At 71.1% G+C, this 17653-nt stretch carries 17 protein-coding genes and 1 tRNA gene; 10 read left to right on the top strand and 8 right to left on the bottom strand.

Annotation, left to right across the window (positions count from 1 at the left end):
* Nucleotides 1-27: 27 nt before the first annotated feature.
* A complete protein-coding gene (locus ACZ4TO_RS27475) occupies nucleotides 28-210 on the top strand; it encodes a hypothetical protein (protein ID WP_355759474.1) in 183 nt (60 codons plus the stop codon).
* A 94-nt stretch (nucleotides 211-304) separates the two neighbouring features.
* Here the strand turns inward: ACZ4TO_RS27475 and mscL are convergent, their stop codons facing one another.
* The 6 genes from mscL to ACZ4TO_RS27505 form a co-directional block, all read right to left on the bottom strand.
* Nucleotides 305-775, bottom strand: a complete 471-nt coding sequence (gene mscL / locus ACZ4TO_RS27480; RefSeq protein WP_468025486.1) for a large conductance mechanosensitive channel protein MscL — start codon at nucleotides 773-775, stop codon at nucleotides 305-307.
* A 114-nt stretch (nucleotides 776-889) separates the two neighbouring features.
* On the bottom strand, nucleotides 890-1438 hold the full coding sequence (locus ACZ4TO_RS27485) for a hypothetical protein (RefSeq protein WP_468025487.1): 549 nt from the start codon (nucleotides 1436-1438) through the stop codon (nucleotides 890-892).
* 390 nt (nucleotides 1439-1828) lie between these two features.
* The gene (locus tag ACZ4TO_RS27490; RefSeq protein ID WP_468025488.1) at nucleotides 1829-2707 is read right to left on the bottom strand and encodes an S-methyl-5'-thioadenosine phosphorylase; all 879 of its coding nucleotides are present in this window, start codon (nucleotides 2705-2707) and stop codon (nucleotides 1829-1831) included.
* A gap of 160 nt (nucleotides 2708-2867) precedes the next feature.
* Complete coding sequence (locus ACZ4TO_RS27495) at nucleotides 2868-3194, bottom strand: FmdB family zinc ribbon protein (protein ID WP_382791586.1); 327 nt, start codon at nucleotides 3192-3194, stop codon at nucleotides 2868-2870.
* A 68-nt stretch (nucleotides 3195-3262) separates the two neighbouring features.
* Nucleotides 3263-4525: an MFS transporter gene (locus ACZ4TO_RS27500; RefSeq protein ID WP_382791588.1), complete on the bottom strand. Its 1263-nt coding sequence runs from the start codon at nucleotides 4523-4525 to the stop codon at nucleotides 3263-3265.
* 354 nt (nucleotides 4526-4879) lie between these two features.
* A complete protein-coding gene (locus ACZ4TO_RS27505; protein WP_385042458.1) occupies nucleotides 4880-6466 on the bottom strand; it encodes a potassium/proton antiporter in 1587 nt (528 codons plus the stop codon).
* 199 nt (nucleotides 6467-6665) lie between these two features.
* Between ACZ4TO_RS27505 and ACZ4TO_RS27510 the strand changes: the two genes are divergently transcribed.
* On the top strand, nucleotides 6666-9425 hold the full coding sequence (locus ACZ4TO_RS27510; RefSeq protein WP_382791593.1) for a penicillin acylase family protein: 2760 nt from the start codon (nucleotides 6666-6668) through the stop codon (nucleotides 9423-9425).
* A gap of 144 nt (nucleotides 9426-9569) precedes the next feature.
* Here the strand turns inward: ACZ4TO_RS27510 and ACZ4TO_RS27515 are convergent, their stop codons facing one another.
* The gene (locus tag ACZ4TO_RS27515; protein ID WP_382791597.1) at nucleotides 9570-10145 is read right to left on the bottom strand and encodes a 5-formyltetrahydrofolate cyclo-ligase; all 576 of its coding nucleotides are present in this window, start codon (nucleotides 10143-10145) and stop codon (nucleotides 9570-9572) included.
* 133 nt (nucleotides 10146-10278) lie between these two features.
* On the opposite strand from ACZ4TO_RS27515, the gene galU reads away from it, so the two are divergent.
* The 7 genes from galU to ACZ4TO_RS27550 all read left to right on the top strand — a co-directional run bounded on the left by galU (nucleotide 10279) and on the right by ACZ4TO_RS27550 (nucleotide 16032).
* Nucleotides 10279-11181 carry a UTP--glucose-1-phosphate uridylyltransferase GalU gene (gene galU, locus ACZ4TO_RS27520; protein ID WP_382791599.1) on the top strand — a complete coding sequence of 301 codons (903 nt, stop codon included), beginning with the start codon at nucleotides 10279-10281 and terminating at the stop codon, nucleotides 11179-11181.
* Between the two features lie 4 nt (nucleotides 11182-11185).
* The gene (gene glp / locus ACZ4TO_RS27525; protein WP_382791602.1) at nucleotides 11186-12508 is read left to right on the top strand and encodes a molybdotransferase-like divisome protein Glp; all 1323 of its coding nucleotides are present in this window, start codon (nucleotides 11186-11188) and stop codon (nucleotides 12506-12508) included.
* A gap of 173 nt (nucleotides 12509-12681) precedes the next feature.
* Nucleotides 12682-13194: a cyclic pyranopterin monophosphate synthase MoaC gene (moaC, locus tag ACZ4TO_RS27530; RefSeq protein WP_382791605.1), complete on the top strand. Its 513-nt coding sequence runs from the start codon at nucleotides 12682-12684 to the stop codon at nucleotides 13192-13194.
* Nucleotides 13191-13730, top strand: a complete 540-nt coding sequence (locus tag ACZ4TO_RS27535) for a MogA/MoaB family molybdenum cofactor biosynthesis protein (protein WP_385042459.1) — start codon at nucleotides 13191-13193, stop codon at nucleotides 13728-13730. Before moaC ends, ACZ4TO_RS27535 begins: the two co-directional genes overlap by 4 nt.
* 26 nt (nucleotides 13731-13756) lie before the next feature.
* Nucleotides 13757-14416 carry a GNAT family N-acetyltransferase gene (locus tag ACZ4TO_RS27540; protein ID WP_382791611.1) on the top strand — a complete coding sequence of 220 codons (660 nt, stop codon included), beginning with the start codon at nucleotides 13757-13759 and terminating at the stop codon, nucleotides 14414-14416.
* 173 nt (nucleotides 14417-14589) lie between these two features.
* Nucleotides 14590-15861: a divisome protein SepX/GlpR gene (gene sepX, locus ACZ4TO_RS27545; protein ID WP_382791615.1), complete on the top strand. Its 1272-nt coding sequence runs from the start codon at nucleotides 14590-14592 to the stop codon at nucleotides 15859-15861.
* 97 nt (nucleotides 15862-15958) lie between these two features.
* Nucleotides 15959-16032: transfer RNA gene (locus tag ACZ4TO_RS27550), tRNA-Ala, on the top strand.
* A 185-nt stretch (nucleotides 16033-16217) separates the two neighbouring features.
* Here ACZ4TO_RS27550 and ACZ4TO_RS27555 read toward each other — a convergent pair.
* Nucleotides 16218-16694, bottom strand: a complete 477-nt coding sequence (locus ACZ4TO_RS27555; RefSeq protein WP_382791618.1) for a GNAT family N-acetyltransferase — start codon at nucleotides 16692-16694, stop codon at nucleotides 16218-16220.
* 115 nt (nucleotides 16695-16809) lie between these two features.
* Here ACZ4TO_RS27555 and ACZ4TO_RS27560 point away from each other — a divergent pair, with 115 nt between their 5' ends.
* A complete protein-coding gene (locus tag ACZ4TO_RS27560) occupies nucleotides 16810-17613 on the top strand; it encodes an exodeoxyribonuclease III (RefSeq protein WP_468025489.1) in 804 nt (267 codons plus the stop codon).
* The last annotated feature ends 40 nt before the right edge of the window (nucleotides 17614-17653 follow it).

A 17653-nucleotide genomic window follows, 5' to 3' on the forward strand; every position in this document is an offset into this window, starting at 1 on the left:
CGCACCCCCGCGGCGTACCCTTGGGGCATGAGTCCCGCCCCCGCCCCCGAACCGCGCGATCCGAAGCCCGCACTGGTCTTCGACGATCCGTTGAACCAGCAGTCCTCGGACGATACGGACCGTGGGTGGGGCGAGCGGGCCGACAGCACCGGTGACAGCGCCGCCGACCTGAAGCGCTTCCTCGACGAGAAGCCGCCCCACCACATCTGAGCCCGGCTCCGGGCGCCCTCGCCCCGGGACGGGCGCGCCCCGGTCCGCCGGCACCGCCGGCCGAGTTCCCGGGCGCGCGCCCACGGCCCCGCCGTCAGTACTCGCGGCGTCCCTGACCGCGCTGGGCGACCAGCTCGTCGCGGATCTGCTTGAGCACCTCCAGCTCGGAGACCTCGAGGACCTCCTTCGCGCCTTCCTTCGCCTTCTGGCGGGCCGCCTGCCGGGCCAGGAACTTGGACATCGGCAGCACCATCAGGAAGTAGACGACGCTGGCGGTGATCAGGAAGCTGAGCGAGGCGCCCAGCACCGAGCCCCACATGATCCGGATGCCCGTGGCGTTCGCTCCGGTGCCGGTGCAGGGGCTCTCGATGCAGGAGCTGTAGTTGTCGAGGTCCTTCGTACCGACAGCGCCCACCATCGGGTTGATGATGCCCTTCACCACGGCGTTGACGATGTTGGTGAAGGCCGCGCCGATGACCACGGCGACGGCCAGGTCGATGACGTTGCCGCGCATCAGGAAGGCCTTGAAGCCCTCCCAGACGCCGGGCTGCTTGTTGTCGCTCACTAGGAGGCCCCTCCGCACGGGTTGTGGAACAAACAGCTCCGCAACCTACGGCAGGGTGATCCGGGCCTGTCCAACTGGGTAGCTCGATCGAGAGACTTGACACGGTTTCGGTGGTCATCGCAGGGTCACCGCCAGTCGTGACGTGGTGCCCGCGCCGGCCAGCCGCACGGCCGTCGCGCGCGGAACGGAGAGGACGACCAGCGCTCCGGTGCCGGTCGTGACGGCGTCCGGCACCCCGCTGACCCGTGCCCCGGCCGCGACCACCCGCACGTCGCCGCCCTCGTCCGCCGCGACCACGTCGACCCGGTCGCCGGGGCGCAGCAGGCGTGCCGCGTCTCCGTCCGCGATCCGGACCGGCGCCCTCACCGTCTCCACCGGGCCGGGCCCGCGTACGGATGGGGGGACCGTGGTGGAGGCGGACGCGGAGGGCGTGGACGCCGGATGTCCGCGCGCCCGCCCGGTGTCGCCCGGACCGGCGGCCACGAGCGCGGCCGCCGTCATGGCCAGGCCCGCGGCGACCGCCCGCCGCCTGTGCCGGGCGAAGGGCCGGAGCCGGGGCCGGAACCGCCCGCCCCGCACCCGGACGGGCGCGAACTGCGGCACCTCGCACGTCGGGGGTGTGTCCGCGCCCGGCGGGCGGATGTGTCGTGAGAGCTGTGCCATGGTGACCACCACCTGTGACGAGGGACCGGCTACGAGGGACCGGCCACGACGGACCGGCTTGCGATCCCACGATGAGGTCTCGCGCCGAAGTCCGCAGGCACCCGTGGACGGCCCGGGAACTGTGGACAACTCCCTCACCCGAACGGGAGGTTCCACCCCGCCCGGGCACACGTCACGACAGCCCGGTCACGCCGACTCGGGGCACGGCAGCTCGCTTCACGGCAGCCCCGTCCGCGTCCGTTCCCTTCACAGCAGTCCAGGCCGCGTCCGTTCGCGCCACAGAGGCGCGGGCCACCCCGCCCCACAGAGGCGCGGGCCACCCCGGCGCGGAGCGCGGAGGTTCAGCCACGCCCGTTCGCGCCACGGAGGCTCAGGCCACGCCCGTTCGCGTCACGGCAGTTCGAAGCCGGGGTCCATGCCGCCGAGGGCCTTCGTGCACAGGCAGTCGCGTGATCCGTTCTCCGGCAGCGCCGCGACCGCGTCGAACAGCACGCCCCGCAGCCGGTCCACGTTCGCCGCGAACACCTTGAGCACCTCGTCGTGCGAGACGCCCTCGCCGGTCTCGGCGCCCGCGTCCAGGTCGGTGACCAGCGTCAACGACGTGTAGCAGAGCTCCAGTTCGCGGGCGAGCGCGGCCTCGGGATGTCCGGTCATGCCGACCACCGACCAGCCCTGCGCCTGGTGCCACAGCGATTCGGCGCGGGTGGAGAACCGCGGGCCCTCTATGACCACGAGCGCGCCGCCGTCCACGGCCTCCCAGTCACGTCCGCGAGCCGCCTCCAGCGCGGCCTTCCGTCCGACGGGGCAGTACGGGTCGGCCAGCGACACGTGCACCACGTTCGGCACCGTGCCGTCGGGCAGCGGCAGCCCGTCGAAGTAGGACTGCGCCCGTGACTTCGTACGGTCCACGAACTGGTCGGGCACGAGCAGGGTGCCGGGCCCGTACTCGGGACGCAGCCCGCCCACGGCGCAGGGGCCGAGGATCTGCCGGGCGCCGACCGAGCGCAGCGCCCACAGGTTGGCCCGGTAGTTGATGCGGTGCGGTGGCAGATGGTGGCCGCGGCCGTGGCGGGGCAGGAAGGCGACCCGCCGGCCGGCGATCTCGCCGAGGAACAGGGAGTCGCTGGGCGGCCCGTAAGGGGTGTCGACCCGCAGCTCGGTCACGTCGTCGAGGAAGGAGTAGAAGCCCGAGCCGCCGATGACGCCGATCTCGGCCGATGCCGTCGGCTGCTCCCCGTCCGGGGTCTGTGAGTTCTCCGTGTTCGCCATGAACGGCACCCTACGGGCTGTCCCGGTGAAGGAACGCGGAAGACCCCGTCGTCGAAGGGCGACGGGGTCTTCCGCGGAAACGGACCTGTGCGGCCTGCGGGCCGTGGGCCACGGCGGCCGGGCCGGGCCGGGGGGAGCCCCGGCCGCGGGCCGAGGAGTCCTAGGCGGCGGAGCTGCCGGCGGAGCCGGTGCCCGACGACTTCGCGCTCGACGACTTCGTGTCCGAGGACGACGAGGCGGACGACGAGGACTTCGTGTCCGAGGTCGAGGACGTGGACGGCTTCGACGCCGGCGAGCTGCTCGACGAGGAGCCGCGGCTGTCGTTGCGGTAGAAGCCGGAGCCCTTGAAGACAATGCCGACGGCCGAGAACACCTTCTTCAGGCGGCCGTTGCAATTCGGGCATTCGGTCAGGGCGTCATCGGTGAACTTCTGCACCGCCTCGAGGCCCTCGCCGCACTCGGTGCACTGGTACTGGTAGGTCGGCACTTGTCTTCCTCCTGGCACTCTCACTCAGTGAGTGCTAACGACGGTCCATACTGACGTATTCCGCGAGATCAGTCCACTGTCACCGGCACGCGGTGACCGACGCCACGTGCGACGGCACGGCTCGGGGCCTGTGCGGCGAGGCGCGAACGCTGTGCCACCAGGGTCGCCAGAGCCAGTGCCGTACCGGCCATCGGCACCAGGAACCCGGCGCCGTCCCAGAGCCTGTCCTCGAGCTGCCCGGCGACCGTGACGGCCGCGGCCTGGCCGAGGGCGACGGCACCGGTGAGCCAGGTGAAGGCCTCGGTGCGGGCGCCCTGCGGGACGAGGCTCTCGACCAGGGTGTAGCCGGTGATCAGGCTCGGAGCGATGCACATGCCGACGACGAGGCCGAGGCCCGCGAGCACGATCACCGAGTTCGCGGCCCACAGCCCGGAGGCGGCCAGCGCGAGGGCGGCGTACCCGACGACGAGCCGTCGCTGCGGGGCCACCTTCCAGGCGATGGCCCCGCAGACGATGCCCGAGAGCATGTTGCCGGCCGCGAAGACGCCGTACAGGACACCGTTCATGCCGGGCTCGCCGATCGACTCGCTGTACGCGGCCAGCGAGACCTGCATGCCGCCGAAGACGGAGCCGATGCCCAGGAAGGTCATGATCAGAACGCGCACTCCGGGGATCCGCAGGGCGGAACCGTGCTCCACGCGGGCGTGTCCGGCGGCCGAGACCGCGGGCTGCGTGCTCTTCTGCGCGGCGAACAGCAGACCGCCGACGAGGGTCAGCGACGCCTCGGTCAGCAGGCCCGCGGCGGGGGCGACGGCCGTGCACAGCGCGGTGGCGAGCAGCGGGCCGAAGACGAAGGTGAGCTCGTCGGTGACGGACTCGAAGGCGGCGGCGGTCGACATCAGGGGCGAACCCTGGAGCTTCACGCCCCAGCGGGCCCGCACCATGGGGCCGACCTGCGGCACCGAGGCGCCGGTGGGCACCGCGGCGGCGAAAAGCACCCACAGGGGGGCGTCCGCCAGCGCGAGCGCGGTCAGGGAGAAGCCGGCCACGGCGTGCACGAGGACACCGGGGAGCAGGACCGCCCGCTGTCCGTGCCGGTCGGCCAGACGTCCGGTGAAGGGCGCGAACAGTGCCATGGAGACACCGGTGACGGCCGCGACGGCGCCGGCCGCCCCGTACGAGCCGGTGGTGTGCTGCACGAGCAGCACGATGGAGATCGTCAGCATGGCGAACGGCTGACGGGCGGCGAAGCCGGGGAGCAGGAACGTCCAGGCGCCGCGGGTGCGCAGCAACTGTCCGTATCCAGGGCGGGAGGTGACCGTGGATGCCACGGCCCGTGCCTTTCTGCCGCCTGGTAGCGCGCCCGTGCGGGGGGCGCCGAGAGCTGTCCTCTTGCGCGGATCTGCGGTAGATACCGGCGCCCCCTGCGGAAGGACGTCACGGCCGCCATACGGTCGCGCCAGCTCTGCGTCAGGCAGAGTTGGTTCGATCAAGGTGTGCCTTCATCGTACAGGGGGTGGCCGTCGGGCCGGGCCTGTGAAAAAGAGCACTCCGCCGCCGTGAGCCTGTGATTGCCCTTCGTCTTCGCGTTTTCGTTCGATGTGTCGTAAGCCCGGCGGGGTCTTCTCAAGAAGCGTGTCCCGGGTTTCGTAAGAACCGGCCGACCGCGCGGCGGTCGTGGTGTGTCACAGACCCGTTCGGTGCTGGGTCCGGTGTTCCCTGCCGCCGTCGTCGACGCCCAGCCAGTCGGCGAGCTTGCCGCCCTGGCCCACCGCGCGCAGACGTCTCTCGGTCGCGTCGCGGACCGGGTCGGTGGCCACGACCAGCAGTTCGTCGCCGAGCCGCAGCACCGTCGTCGGCATGGGCACGAAGGACTTCGACTCACGGACGACGAGGGTGACGGCCGCGCCCGGGGGCAGCCGCAGCTCGCCCACCTCGACTCCGTGCATGCGCGAGCCCTTGGGGATGGCGACGGACAGCAGATGGCCGCGCAGCCGCTCCAGGGGCGCCGATTCGATGCCCAGGTCGGAGGCCCCCGCGGACGCGCCGAGGCGGAGCTTGCGGGCCAGCCACGGCAGGGTCGGGCCCTGGACGAGGGTGTAGACGACGACCAGGACGAAGACGATGTTGAAGATCCGCTCGCTCTCCGCGACTCCGCTCACCATCGGGATCGTGGCCAGGATGATGGGCACCGCGCCGCGCAGGCCCGCCCAGGACAGCAGCACCTGCTCCTGCCAGGGGATGCGGAACGGCAGCAGGCCCGCGACCACGCTCAGCGGCCGCGCCACCATCGTCAGCACCAGGCCTATGACGAGGGCCGGGACGATGTCGTCGCCCATCTCGTGCGGGGTGACCAGCAGGCCGAGCAGCACGAACATGCCGATCTGGGCGATCCAGCCGAGCCCCTCGGCGAAGCCGCGCGTGGCGGGCCAGTGCGGCAGCTTCGCGTTTCCGAGAAGCATGGAGGCGAGGTAGACGGCGAGGAAGCCGCTGCCGTGGGCGAGCGCGCCGGCGGCGTAGGCCGCGACGGCGATCGCCATCACGGCGATCGGGTAGAGGCCGGAGGCCGGCAGCGCCACGTGCCGCAGTCCGTACGCGCCCAGCCAGCCGACCGCGACACCGATGGCGGCGCCGATGCTCAGCTCCAGCGCTATCTCGCCGAGCAGCGTGTACCAGTGCTCCACGGGGCCGGCGGTGGAGAACGCGACGACCAGGATGACCACCGGGGCGTCGTTGAAGCCCGATTCGGCCTCCAGGATGCCCGTCACGCGCGTGGGGAGGGGGATCTTGCGCAGGACCGAGAAGACCGCCGCGGCGTCCGTCGAGGAGACGACCGCGCCGATGATGAACGCCTGGTGCCATTCCAGGCCGATCAGATAGTGCGCGCCCGCGGCCGTGACGCCGACGCTCACCGCGACGCCCACCGTCGCCAGCGAGGAGGCCGCCGGCAGGGCCGGTCTGATCTCCTTCCACTTCGTGCCGAGTCCGCCCTCGGCCAGGATCACGACCAGGGCCGCGTATCCGATGACCTGGGTCAGTTCGGCGTTGCTGAACTGGACGTCGCCGACTCCGTCCTGGCCGATCGCGACGCCGATTCCCAGGTAGACGAGCAGCGTGGGAAGCCCGCTGCGCGAGGAGATCCGGACCGCCGCCACCGCGACGAGGAGGACGAGCGAGCACACGAGCAGGAGCTGGTTGAGGTGGTGGACAGTCAGGGGCTGTTCCTTTCTCGCCGATCCGGTGCCGCGGGGGCGACGTCCGGATCCGAGCACCGGAAGCCGGCCACTTCAGTGCAAGTACTTCGTTACCTTACCTAACTCTTGACGTTTTCTTGACGTTCCCGGAGGCAAGATCGAACAGTCGTGCTTCCCGGTTTCCTACTCCGCGTCAAGGCGCGGTTGGCCCTGCGCCTATGGTTGCCCCAGCACTCCAGGACCGCCTGCCGCTCGCGTTAGGACAGCAAGGACAGCGATGCCCCCCAACACCACCGCCTCTTCCGGCCAGCAGCCCGGCAAGTCCGGCAGGAAGAAGGGGCGCAAAGCCCGACTGTTCTTGATTGTCCTGGTTCTCGCCATCATCGGAGGCATCGCCTTCGGCGCGTACTGGAGCATCAGCACGGTGCGGGCCTCCTTCCCGCAGACCAAGGGATCCATCCGCATGGACGGGCTGTCCGGGCCCGTGACCGTGCAGCGCGACGGCAACGGGATTCCGCAGATCTACGCCTCGTCCGACGCGGACCTGTTCATGGCCCAGGGCTTCGTCCAGGCGCAGGACCGGTTCTACGAGATGGACGTGCGCCGCCACATGACCTCGGGCCGGCTGTCCGAGATGTTCGGCGAGGGTCAGGTCAAGAACGACGAATTCCTGCGCACCCTGGGCTGGGACCGCATCGCGAAGAAGGAGTACGACACCAAGCTGTCGGCCTCCACCAAGAAGTACCTCCAGGCGTACTCCGAGGGAGTCAACGCCTACCTGAAGGGCCGGAGCTCCGAGGACATCTCCCTGGAGTACGCGGCCCTCGGCTTCACCAACGACTACAAGCCGACCGAGTGGACCCCGGTCGACTCGGTGGCCTGGCTCAAGGCGATGGCCTGGGACCTGCGCGGCAACATGCAGGAGGAGATCGACCGCTCGCTGATGACGAGCCGGCTCGGCCCGAAGCAGATCGCGGACCTCTACCCCGAGTACCCGTACAGCCGGAACAAGACGATCGTCCAGACGGGCTCGTACGACAGTGTCACCGGGACGTACGGCCCCTCGGACACCACCTCGGCGTCGAGCGCGGGCACGGGGCTCGCGGGCGGTACGGCGACGCCGTCCGGGTTCCAGAGCCAGCTCTCGGGGCTCTACAAGGTCCTCGACGACCTGCCCACCGCCGTCGGCGTGAACGGCAACGGCATCGGCTCCAACTCCTGGGTCGTCGCCGGAAGCCACACGATCACCGGCAAGCCGCTGCTGGCCAACGACCCGCACCTGTCCGCGTCGCTGCCCTCGGTCTGGTACCAGATGGGCCTGCACTGCACCGCGGTCTCCGCGAAGTGCCAGTACGACGTCTCGGGATACACCTTCGCGGGCATGCCCGGCGTGGTCATCGGCCACAACGCCGATATGGCCTGGGGCATGACCAACTCCGGGGTCGACGTCACCGACCTCTACCTGGAGAAGATCACCGGCCAGGGCTACGAGTACGACGGCAAGGTGCTGCCCTTCACCACCCGCAAGGAGACGATCAAGGTCGCCGGCGGTGCCGCCAAGACGATCGTCGTCCGGCAGACCCAGGACGGGATGCCGCTGCTCTCCGACCGTGACGACGAACTCGTCCAGGTCGGCAAGAAGGCCACGGTCGACGCGGAGGCGCCCGATCGGGGCGACGGGTACGCGATAGCACTGCGCTGGACCGCGCTGGACCCGGGCAGGACCATGGACGCCGTCTTCGCGATGGACAAGGCCTCCGACTGGAGCGAGTTCCGCAAGGCCGCCGCGTCCTTCGAGGTGCCCTCCCAGAACCTCGTCTACGCCGACGGCGCCGGCGCGAGCGGCAACATCGGCTACCAGCTCCCCGGCAAGATCCCCACGCGCGCCAAGGGCGACGACGGCTCGCTGCCCGCGCCGGGCTGGGACTCGAAGTACCGCTGGACCGGCTACATCAAGCAGTCCGCCCTTCCTTACGAGTACAACCCCAAGCGCGGCTACATCGTCACCGCCAACCAGGCGGTCGTCGACCCGGACAAGTACCCCTACACGCTCACCACGGACTGGGGCTACGGCACCCGCAGCCAGCGGATCACCGACCTGATCGAGTCGAAGACCCGGGGCGGCGCCAAGATCTCGACCGACGACATGCGCCAGATGCAGCTCGACAACAGCAGCGAGATCGCCAAGCTGATCGTGCCCAAGCTGCTCAAGATCGACGTGCCCGACAAGGACGTCCGCGAGGCGCAGAAGCTCCTGGAGGGCTGGGACTACACCCAGGACGCCGACTCCGCGGCGGCCGCGTACTTCAACGCCACCTGGCGCAACATCCTCAAGCTCGCCTTCGGCAACAAGCTGCCCAAGGAGCTGCGGGTCAAGGGCCAGTGCCTGTCGGTCGAGCGGGTCGACACCACCGGTCCCGCGGACGAGGACCAGACGGTGCGCGAGTGCGGCGAGCGCGAGCCGGACCAGGCGCAGCCGGACGGCGGCGACCGCTGGTTCGAGGTGATCCGGAAGATCATCGACGACGAGCACAACGACTGGTGGAAGCTGCCCAGGACGCGCACCGAAGAGGCGAGCACCAGCCGTGACGACCTCTTCCTGCGGGCCATGGGCGACGCCCGCTGGGAGCTGACCGCCAAGCTCGGCAAGGACATCGACACCTGGAGCTGGGGCCGGCTGCACCGCCTGTTCCTGAAGAACCAGACCCTCGGTACCGAAGGCCCCGGTTTCCTGCAGTACATGCTCAACCGCGGTCCCTGGAACCTCGGCGGCGGCGAGGCGACGGTCAACGCGACCGGCTGGAACGCGGCGGGCGGCTACGGGGTGGTCTGGGTGCCCTCGATGCGGATGGTCGTCAACCTCCAGGACCTCGACAAGTCCAAGTGGATCAACCTCACGGGCGCCTCGGGGCACGCCTACAGCGCGCACTACACCGACCAGACGGAGTTGTGGGCCAAGGGAGAACTCCTGCCGTGGGCCTTCAGCAAGAAGGCCGTCGACAAGAAGACGACCGACACCTTGGTCCTGAAGCCCTGAAGCCCTGACGCTTCGGCGGCCGGATGCTGGTGCCCGACGAAAGTGGCCCTCCACGCGTGCGTGGAGGGCCACTTCGCGTTCGCGGCTCCGGGGCCTCGTCCTCCGCGGCCCGCAGCCCGCTGCCCGCCGTCCGGCCCCCCCGCGTCAGCGGAAGCGGCGGACGCCGGAAGGGGTCACCACCGCGTGGACGGGCCGGTCGTGCGCCTCCTCCGGGACCCGGTCGACGACTTCGGTGTCGTACAGAAGCACCACCAGTGCCGGATCGGCGCCCGAGCGCTCCAGACGGGCCAGCACGCGGTCGTACGAGCCTCCGCCGCGCCCCAGCCGCATCCCGCGGGCGTCGACGGCCAGACCGGGCAGCAGAACGGCGTCGGCGTCCTGGACGGCCTCGGGTCCCAGCCGCTCGCCCGCGGGCTCCAGGAGGGCCATCTTCCCGCCGTGCCGTACCTCCGTGAGGGAGTCCGGCCCCGTGTACGCGCCCCAGTCCAGGTCGTTGTCCGCGAGCAGGACCGGCAGCAGGACACGCACCCCGCGCGCGTGGAGCGCGTCCAGGAGCGCGAGGGTGCCCGGCTCGCTCCCCACGGACACATAGGCGGCGACGGTGCGGGCCCGCGCCAGTTCGGGCAGTTCCAGGGCGCGGGCGGCGAGCGCGGCGGCCGTTTCCCGCACGTCACCGGCCGTCAACCCGTTTCTCACCAGGAGGAGTCCTCGCCGCAACATTCGCTTGTCAGGCTCTGGTTCGCGTCCGACGTGTCTCACAGGCGACTCCTGTAGCTCTCTTAATCAGTTCATATGACCGTGAATTAACCGGAGCCACAGATTCTGCACATAGCAACCGGTTATGGTTGCGGACATGACTGAGTCACACCCCAGGATCACCAAGGCTGTCATTCCGGCGGCAGGCCTCGGCACCCGGTTCCTGCCGGCCACCAAGGCCACTCCCAAGGAGATGCTGCCGGTCGTCGACAAGCCGGCGATCCAGTACGTGGTCGAAGAGGCCGTGTCGGCGGGTCTTGACGACGTCCTGATGATCACCGGACGCAACAAGCGCCCCCTCGAAGACCACTTCGACCGCAACTACGAGCTGGAATCCGCCCTCCAGAAGAAGGGCGACGCGAGCCGGCTCGCCAAGGTCCAGGAGTCCAGCGACCTCGCGACCATGCACTACGTGCGCCAGGGCGACCCCAAGGGCCTCGGCCACGCCGTCCTGTGCGCCGCCCCGCACGTCGGCCGCGAGCCCTTCGCCGTACTCCTCGGCGACGACCTGATCGACCCCCGCGACCCCCTCCTCGCCCGCATGGTCGAGGTCCAGGAGCAGCACGGCGGCAGCGTCATCGCGCTCATGGAGGTCGCGCCCGAGCAGATCCACCTCTACGGATGCGCCGCCGTCGAGGCCACCGGCGAGGGCGACCTGGTCAAGGTGACCGGTCTGGTCGAGAAGCCGGACACGGCGGACGCGCCCAGCAGTTACGCCGTCATCGGACGGTACGTCCTCGACCCGCACATCTTCGACATACTGCGCAAGACCGAGCCGGGCCGCGGCGGCGAGATCCAGCTCACCGACGCCCTCCAGCAGCTCGCCGCGGACGAGAAGGTCGGCGGCCCCGTGCACGGCGTCGTCTTCAAGGGCCGCCGCTATGACACCGGCGACCGCGGCGACTACCTGCGTGCCATTGTCAGACTCGCATGCGAACGTGAAGACCTGGGCCCGGACTTCCGGACCTGGCTTCGCAGTTACGTAGCCGAGGAGATGTAGGGATTTGAGCAGCGCCGCGACCCGCACCACCGGCCAGGAACACCTCTGGTCGGTGGACGACCACCTGGAGGACATCCTCACGACCGTCCGCCCCCTCGAACCCATCGAGCTGCAACTCCTCGACGCCCAGGGCTGTGTCCTGGTCGAGGACGTCACGGTGCCGGTCTCCCTGCCACCGTTCGACAACAGCTCGATGGACGGGTACGCGGTCCGGGTCGCGGATGTGGCGGGCGCGAGCGAGGAGTATCCGGCGGTCCTGACGGTCGTCGGTGATGTCGCGGCCGGCCAGGCCGACCAGCCCTACGTGGGCCCCGGCCAGGCCGCCCGCATCATGACCGGCGCCCCGCTCCCGCCGGGCGCCGAAGCCGTCGTCCCCGTCGAGTGGACGGACGGAGGGCTCGGCGAGGGGCCGGTCTCCGGGATGCGCGCGCACAGCGCCTCCCCCGAGGGCTCCTACGGACAGGTCCACGTCCACCGCCCGGCCGAGGCACGCGCGCACGTCCGCGCGCAGGGCAGCGACGTGAAGGCGGGCGACCGTGCCCTCGAAGCGGGCACCATCCTCGGCCCGCCGCAGATCGGCCTGCTCGCCGCCATCGGCCGCGGCACCGTGCGCGTGCGCCCCCGCCCGCGCGTCGTCGTCCTGTCCACCGGCAGCGAACTCGTCCAGCCCGACGAGCAGTTGGGCACCGGACAGATCTACGACTCGAACAGCTTCGCCCTGTGCGCGGCCGCCCGCGACGCGGGAGCCATCGCCTACCGCGTCGGCGCCGTCGCCGACGACGCCGAGACCCTGCGCTCGACCATCGAGGACCAACTCGTCCGCGCGGACCTGATGGTCACGACCGGCGGGGTGAGCGTCGGCGCCTACGACGTCGTCAAGGAAGCGCTCTCGTCCGTCGGCGACGAGGACGAGGAGGGCGGCGGCATCGACTTCCGCACCCTCGCCATGCAGCCAGGAAAGCCCCAGGGATTCGGCTCCATCGGCCCCGACCACACCCCGCTGCTCGCGCTCCCAGGGAACCCCGTCTCCTCGTACGTCTCCTTCGAGCTGTTCGTACGCCCCGCGATCCGGACCCTGATGGGACTGCCGGACGTCCACCGGTCCACGACCAGGGCGAAGCTCTCCGCGGACAAGGCGCTGACCTCGCCGAAGGGCCGCCGGCAGTTCCTGCGCGGCACCTACGCGGACGGCACCGTGACGCCCGTCGGCGGCGCCGGATCGCACCTGGTCGCCGCCCTCGCGCACGCCGACGCGCTGATCGTCGTCCCCGAGCAGGACACCTCGGTCGAGCCCGGCAGCGAGGTCGAGGTCGTCCTCCTCGGCTGACCGGCGACCCGGGGCGGGCGCCCGCCCCGGGTCCACCGCGGGGGCGCCCAGGTCGGGCGGGGGGCGAACGGCCCCTCACGGCGATTCGGCGGCGGACGGACGGGCGGTAACGTGTCGCGCACACCAGGCCCACGCGCCGCACCGCGACGGGCCCTGACCGGGAGCGCCCACGCATGACTGTTCCGTCCCGGGGGGAGACCTCCGGAGCACCTGTGCAGAACCGGCTGACCCATATCGACGAGGCCGGCGCCGCGCGCATGGTCGACGTGTCCGGGAAGGACGTGACCGCCCGCACCGCGCGCGCGAGCGGCCGGGTCCTGGTCTCGCCGCGCGTCGTGGAGCTGCTGCGCGGCGAAGGGGTCCCCAAGGGCGACGCCCTCGCGACCGCCCGCATCGCCGGGATCATGGGAGCCAAGCGCACGCCGGACCTGATCCCGCTGTGCCACCCGTTGTCGGTGTCCGGTGTCAAGATTGACCTGTCGGTCGCGGACGACGCCGTCGAGATCCTCGCCACCGTGAAGACGACCGACCGCACGGGCGTCGAGATGGAAGCCCTCACCGCGGTCAGCGTGGCGGCCCTCACCGTGATCGACATGGTCAAGGCTGTCGACAAGGGGGCGGTCATCACGGACGTGAGGGTGGAAGAGAAGACCGGCGGGAAGTCGGGCGACTGGAGCAGGGCATGAGCGGCGGCACCGTCATCGGCGCGGCACTGACCGCCGGCTACAGCGCGCTGGTCGTCACCGCCTCCAACCGCGCCGCCGCCGGCGTCTACGAGGACAAGGGCGGCCCCCTGGTCGCCGCTGGCCTCGCGGAGTCCGGCTTCGCGGTCGACGGGCCGTGGGTCGTCCCCGACGGGGACCCCGTGGAGGAGGCGCTGCGCGCCGGGGTCGAGGCGGGCTACGACGTCATCGTCACCACCGGCGGCACGGGCATCTCGCCCACCGACCGGACCCCCGAGGCGACGCTGCGCGTGCTCGACCGCGAGATCCCCGGAATCCCGGAGGCCATCAGGGCGTTCGGCAGGGACAAGGTGCCCACCGCGGCGCTCTCCCGGGGACTCGCCGGAGTGGCCCGGGCGACGCTGATCGTCAACCTGCCGGGCTCCACCGGCGGGGTCAGGGACGGACTGGCCGTTCTCGACCCCCTCCTGATCCACGCCGTCGACCAGATCCGCGGCGGCGACCACCAGAGACCCAGCGGCACTGGGGGTGCGAGCTGAACAGCCCATCCTGGCCGGTCGAGCTGGTGGACGGCGACGTCGTCCTCCGGCCGATAAGGCTGCGCGACCAGCGGGCCTGGCGCGAGGTGAACCGGCGCAACCGCGACTGGCTGCGCCCCTGGGAGGCGACGATCCCGCCACCCACGCCGAGCGGCCCGATCGCGCACCGGCCGACGTACCGGCAGATGGTCCGGCACCTGCGTGCCGAGGCCAACGCGGGCCGGATGCTGCCCTTCGTGATCGAGTACCAGGGGCGCCTGGTCGGTCAGCTCACCGTCGCCGGGATCACCTGGGGTTCGATGTGCTCCGGGCACATCGGCTACTGGGTCGACCAGTCGGTGGCGGGCCGCGGCGTGATGCCGACGGCCGTGGCGCTGGTGAGCGACCACTGTTTCCGCACCGTCGGACTGCACCGCATCGAAGTCTGCATTCGCCCCGAGAACGGGCCCAGCCGCAGGGTCGTGGAAAAGCTCGGATTCCGGGAGGAAGGGCTGCGCCCGCGCTATCTCCACATCGACGGTGCCTGGCGCGACCATCTCGTCTTCGCGCTCACCGCGGAGGAAGTCCCCGAGGGACTGCTCGGACGCTGGAGGCGGACGCGTCCGGCGCCGGGACGCTCGGATCAGGTCGGATCGGAGCAGGCCGGTTCACAGAACCCGAGCAAGCGCGGACACCCCGGAAAATGAAATAGGTGTTCGAAAATGATCGGCAGGCGATCGCGCCAGGGCATTAAATTCACGCTCGCGGTGGCCTGCTGATCGCATCGGTCACAAAAAAAGGTCGAAATATCAGCCGGATCGTGCGACACACCGGCGCAATTGGCAGATGGCCTCATACAAACCCCTCTACCGTGTGAGGCGTGAGCAGCAGCGGCCTCATCTACGCAGTCATCGTCGGGGCCTGGGCCGCCTACTTGGTGCCGATGTGGCTCCGTAGGCAGGACGAGCTGAACGAAGCCCGTCCGACGGAACGCTTCAGCACCGCCATCCGGCTGCTGTCCGGACGGGCGGCCATGGAGCGTCGATACGCCAAGGACCTGCGCGCACGCTCCGCCGAGGAGGAGGAGCCCAGCGCCGACCCGGACGGCGTCACCGATTCGGTGGACGTCCGGGCCTTCGCCGTGTCCCCGCCCCGGCCCCAGGCGACGGACCGGCACCGTCCGCACGTACAGGAACGTGTGCAGGTGCCGGAGCCGGCCCAGGCGGAACAGGGACCGGGCGCACGCGCGACCGGCAAGGAGAGCGGCGCGTACGAGACCTCGGGCACCGCCCGGTCCGTACCGCACCAGGCGGGCCCGCCCGCCCCGAGACCCGCGGCCAAGTCCGCGCCGCAGCAGGCCGCGCAGGCCACGCCGGGCGCGCGCCGGGCGGCATCGGCGGAGGCCGCGGCGCGGGCCCGGCGCACCAAGGTCCTCGCGCGCCGTCGGCGCACGACGGTCCTGCTCTTCCTCGCCTTCACCCTCGGCGCGGTCGTCGCGGCCGTGGGCGGGCTCGCGTTCCTGTGGGCACCCGGCGTGCCGGCCGTGATGCTGAGCTCGTACATCGTGCATCTGCGCGCCAAGGAGCGGCGGCGCTTCACCTACACCATGGACCGCCGCCGGGCCGAGGCCGCGGCGCAGCGGCTCCGGGAGCGGCAGCCCCGCCGGCGGACGGCCGCCGAGGCCGTGGCGGACGAACCGGAGGAGGGCTCCGCGCCCGACACCGACCCCGGCCTCCTGGCCCTCGCCGCCGACCGTCGCGCCCTCGTCGAGCAGACCGACCACGCCGAGTGGGTCGACCAGCAGCGGGAGCGCCAGTGCGGGCCGTCGCAGGGCGAGAGCTGGGACCCGGTGCCGGTTCCGCTGCCGACCTATGTGACCGCGCCGGTCGCGCCGCGGGCGACGTCCAGCGTGGACCTGGGCGCGCCGGACGCGTGGAGCTCCGCGCGCTCCAGCGCGGTGGAGCCGAGCGCGCACGAGGCCGAGCCGGCCGACGAGGACCTCTCCGACGGTGCCGAGGGCACCGGGGCGGCGGACGACACCCGCAGCGACGCCCGCCGGGCCGCGTCCGCGCGGCGCGCCCGCGAGCGCGGCCGCACGCCGCTGTTCGACCAGTACGAGGACGGTGAACGGCCGCGCGCGGCCAACGAGTGACGGGTGGGGCGACGGGTGTCCGCGGCGGTCCGGCTGACCAGGCAGGAACGGATTACCAAGCACCTCGATCGGGATGCTAGAGTTTCACTCGTTGCAAGGGCCTGTGGCGCAGTCTGGTAGCGCACCTCGTTCGCATCGAGGGGGTCTGGGGTTCAAATCCCCACAGGTCCACCGCAGCAAAGAGGCCCGTTCCCATCCGTGGGAGCGGGCCTCTTGCCATGTCCGGAAACAGGCGGCGGCAACTCCCGCCGGTGGCCCCGGGGCTGGCGGTCCTTCGGACGGCGTCCGGCCGCGGGGGAGCCGATGCCGGGGCGGCGGCCGGTCCGGGCAGCGCCGGAGGGCCACCGCCCCGGTGGCTAGAGGGCCTTGGCGTAGCAGAGGCTCAGTTCGTGGAAGCGGTAGTAGCCGAACTTGGCGCACGGCTCGTAGCCGCTCGACGCGTAGAGGGCGACCGCCTCGGGCTGCTTGGAGCCGGTCTCCAGGACCATGCGGGTGCGGCCGGCCGCGCGGGCGTCCTCCTCCAGGGCGGCCAGCATGCGCCGGGCGAGGCCGAGACCGCGGGCCTCGGGGACCACGTACATGCGCTTGAGCTCGGCGTCCCCGTCCGCGTAGCCCTCGTCGTTCTCGTCCTGGGTGCGCCAGCCGCCCGTGGCCACCGGGCGGTCCAGCTCGTCGTACGCGATCAGATAGAGGCCGGCCGGCGGGGCGAACATCCGCGGGTCCAGATGCGTGGCGTCACCGCCGTCGCCGTAGCGCACGGCGTATTCGGCCTGAACCTGGTCGTTGAGCTTCAGGGCGTCGGGGTGGTCGAAAGGAACCGGACGGAAATTCATGCGTAATACCGTACATCTATGCGATAGGCGAATGGGTGGACGGGTGATGCCGGGGCCGGCCCCGCCGATAAAGATCGAGTTCTGGACGGCCGCACGGATTAAGTATCGTGCCGGGGTGCTGACTGTGACCTCTGTGAATGTGAACGGGCTCCGCGCCGCCGCGAAGAAGGGTTTCGTGGAGTGGCTCGCGGCGACCTCCGCGGACGTGCTGTGCCTCCAGGAGGTACGGGCGGAGCCCGGGCAGCTTCCCGAGGAGGTGCGCGCGCCGGAGGGCTGGCACGTCGTGCACGCTCCCGCCGCCGCCAAGGGCCGGGCGGGTGTGTCCCTTTACACACGCCGCGAGCCCGACAGCGTCCGCGTCGGCTTCGGGTCCGAGGAGTTCGACTCCGCCGGACGGTACGTCGAGGCGGACCTGCCCGGTGTCACCGTCGCGAGCCTCTACCTGCCCTCGGGCGAGGTCGGGACCGACCGGCAGGACGAGAAGGTCCGGTTCATGGGCGAGTTCCTGGCCCACCTCAAGGAGCTTCGGGTGCGCGCCGCCGCCGACGGACGCGAGGTCGTCGTCTGCGGCGACTGGAACATCGCCCACCAGGAGGCCGACCTCAAGAACTGGCGCGCCAACAAGAAGAACTCCGGCTTCCTCCCGGAGGAGCGCGAGTGGCTCGGCCGGGTCCTCGACGCGCAGGACGGCGGCTACGCAGACGTCGTACGCGCCCTGCACCCGGACGAGGAGGGCCCGTACACCTGGTGGTCCTACCGGGGGCGGGCCTTCGACAACGATTCAGGTTGGAGGATCGACCTTGCCGTCGCCACGCCTGGGCTCGCCCGGCGTGCGGTCAAGGGGTACGTGGAGCGAGCCGCCACCCATGAGGAGCGCTGGTCGGACCATGCTCCTGTCACCGTGGTCTTCGAAGCCTGATCCGCCCCGGCCTGGTGTGGCGTGCCGTCACGATCGAGTG

The sequence above is a fragment of the Streptomyces sp. NPDC028298 genome, assembly GCF_055565895.1.

Coding starts and splice junctions, on each gene's coding strand:
- ACZ4TO_RS27475 (WP_355759474.1), top strand. CDS start 28: ATGAGTCCCGCCCCCGCCCCCGAACCGCGCGATCCGAAGCCCGCACTG.
- ACZ4TO_RS27555 (WP_382791618.1), bottom strand. CDS start 16,694: ATGAATTTCCGTCCGGTTCCTTTCGACCACCCCGACGCCCTGAAGCTC.
- ACZ4TO_RS27510 (WP_382791593.1), top strand. CDS start 6,666: ATGCCCCCCAACACCACCGCCTCTTCCGGCCAGCAGCCCGGCAAGTCC.
- ACZ4TO_RS27515 (WP_382791597.1), bottom strand. CDS start 10,145: ATGTTGCGGCGAGGACTCCTCCTGGTGAGAAACGGGTTGACGGCCGGT.
- moaC (WP_382791605.1), top strand. CDS start 12,682: ATGACTGTTCCGTCCCGGGGGGAGACCTCCGGAGCACCTGTGCAGAAC.
- ACZ4TO_RS27490 (WP_468025488.1), bottom strand. CDS start 2,707: ATGGCGAACACGGAGAACTCACAGACCCCGGACGGGGAGCAGCCGACG.
- ACZ4TO_RS27485 (WP_468025487.1), bottom strand. CDS start 1,438: ATGGCACAGCTCTCACGACACATCCGCCCGCCGGGCGCGGACACACCC.
- galU (WP_382791599.1), top strand. CDS start 10,279: ATGACTGAGTCACACCCCAGGATCACCAAGGCTGTCATTCCGGCGGCA.
- ACZ4TO_RS27535 (WP_385042459.1), top strand. CDS start 13,191: ATGAGCGGCGGCACCGTCATCGGCGCGGCACTGACCGCCGGCTACAGC.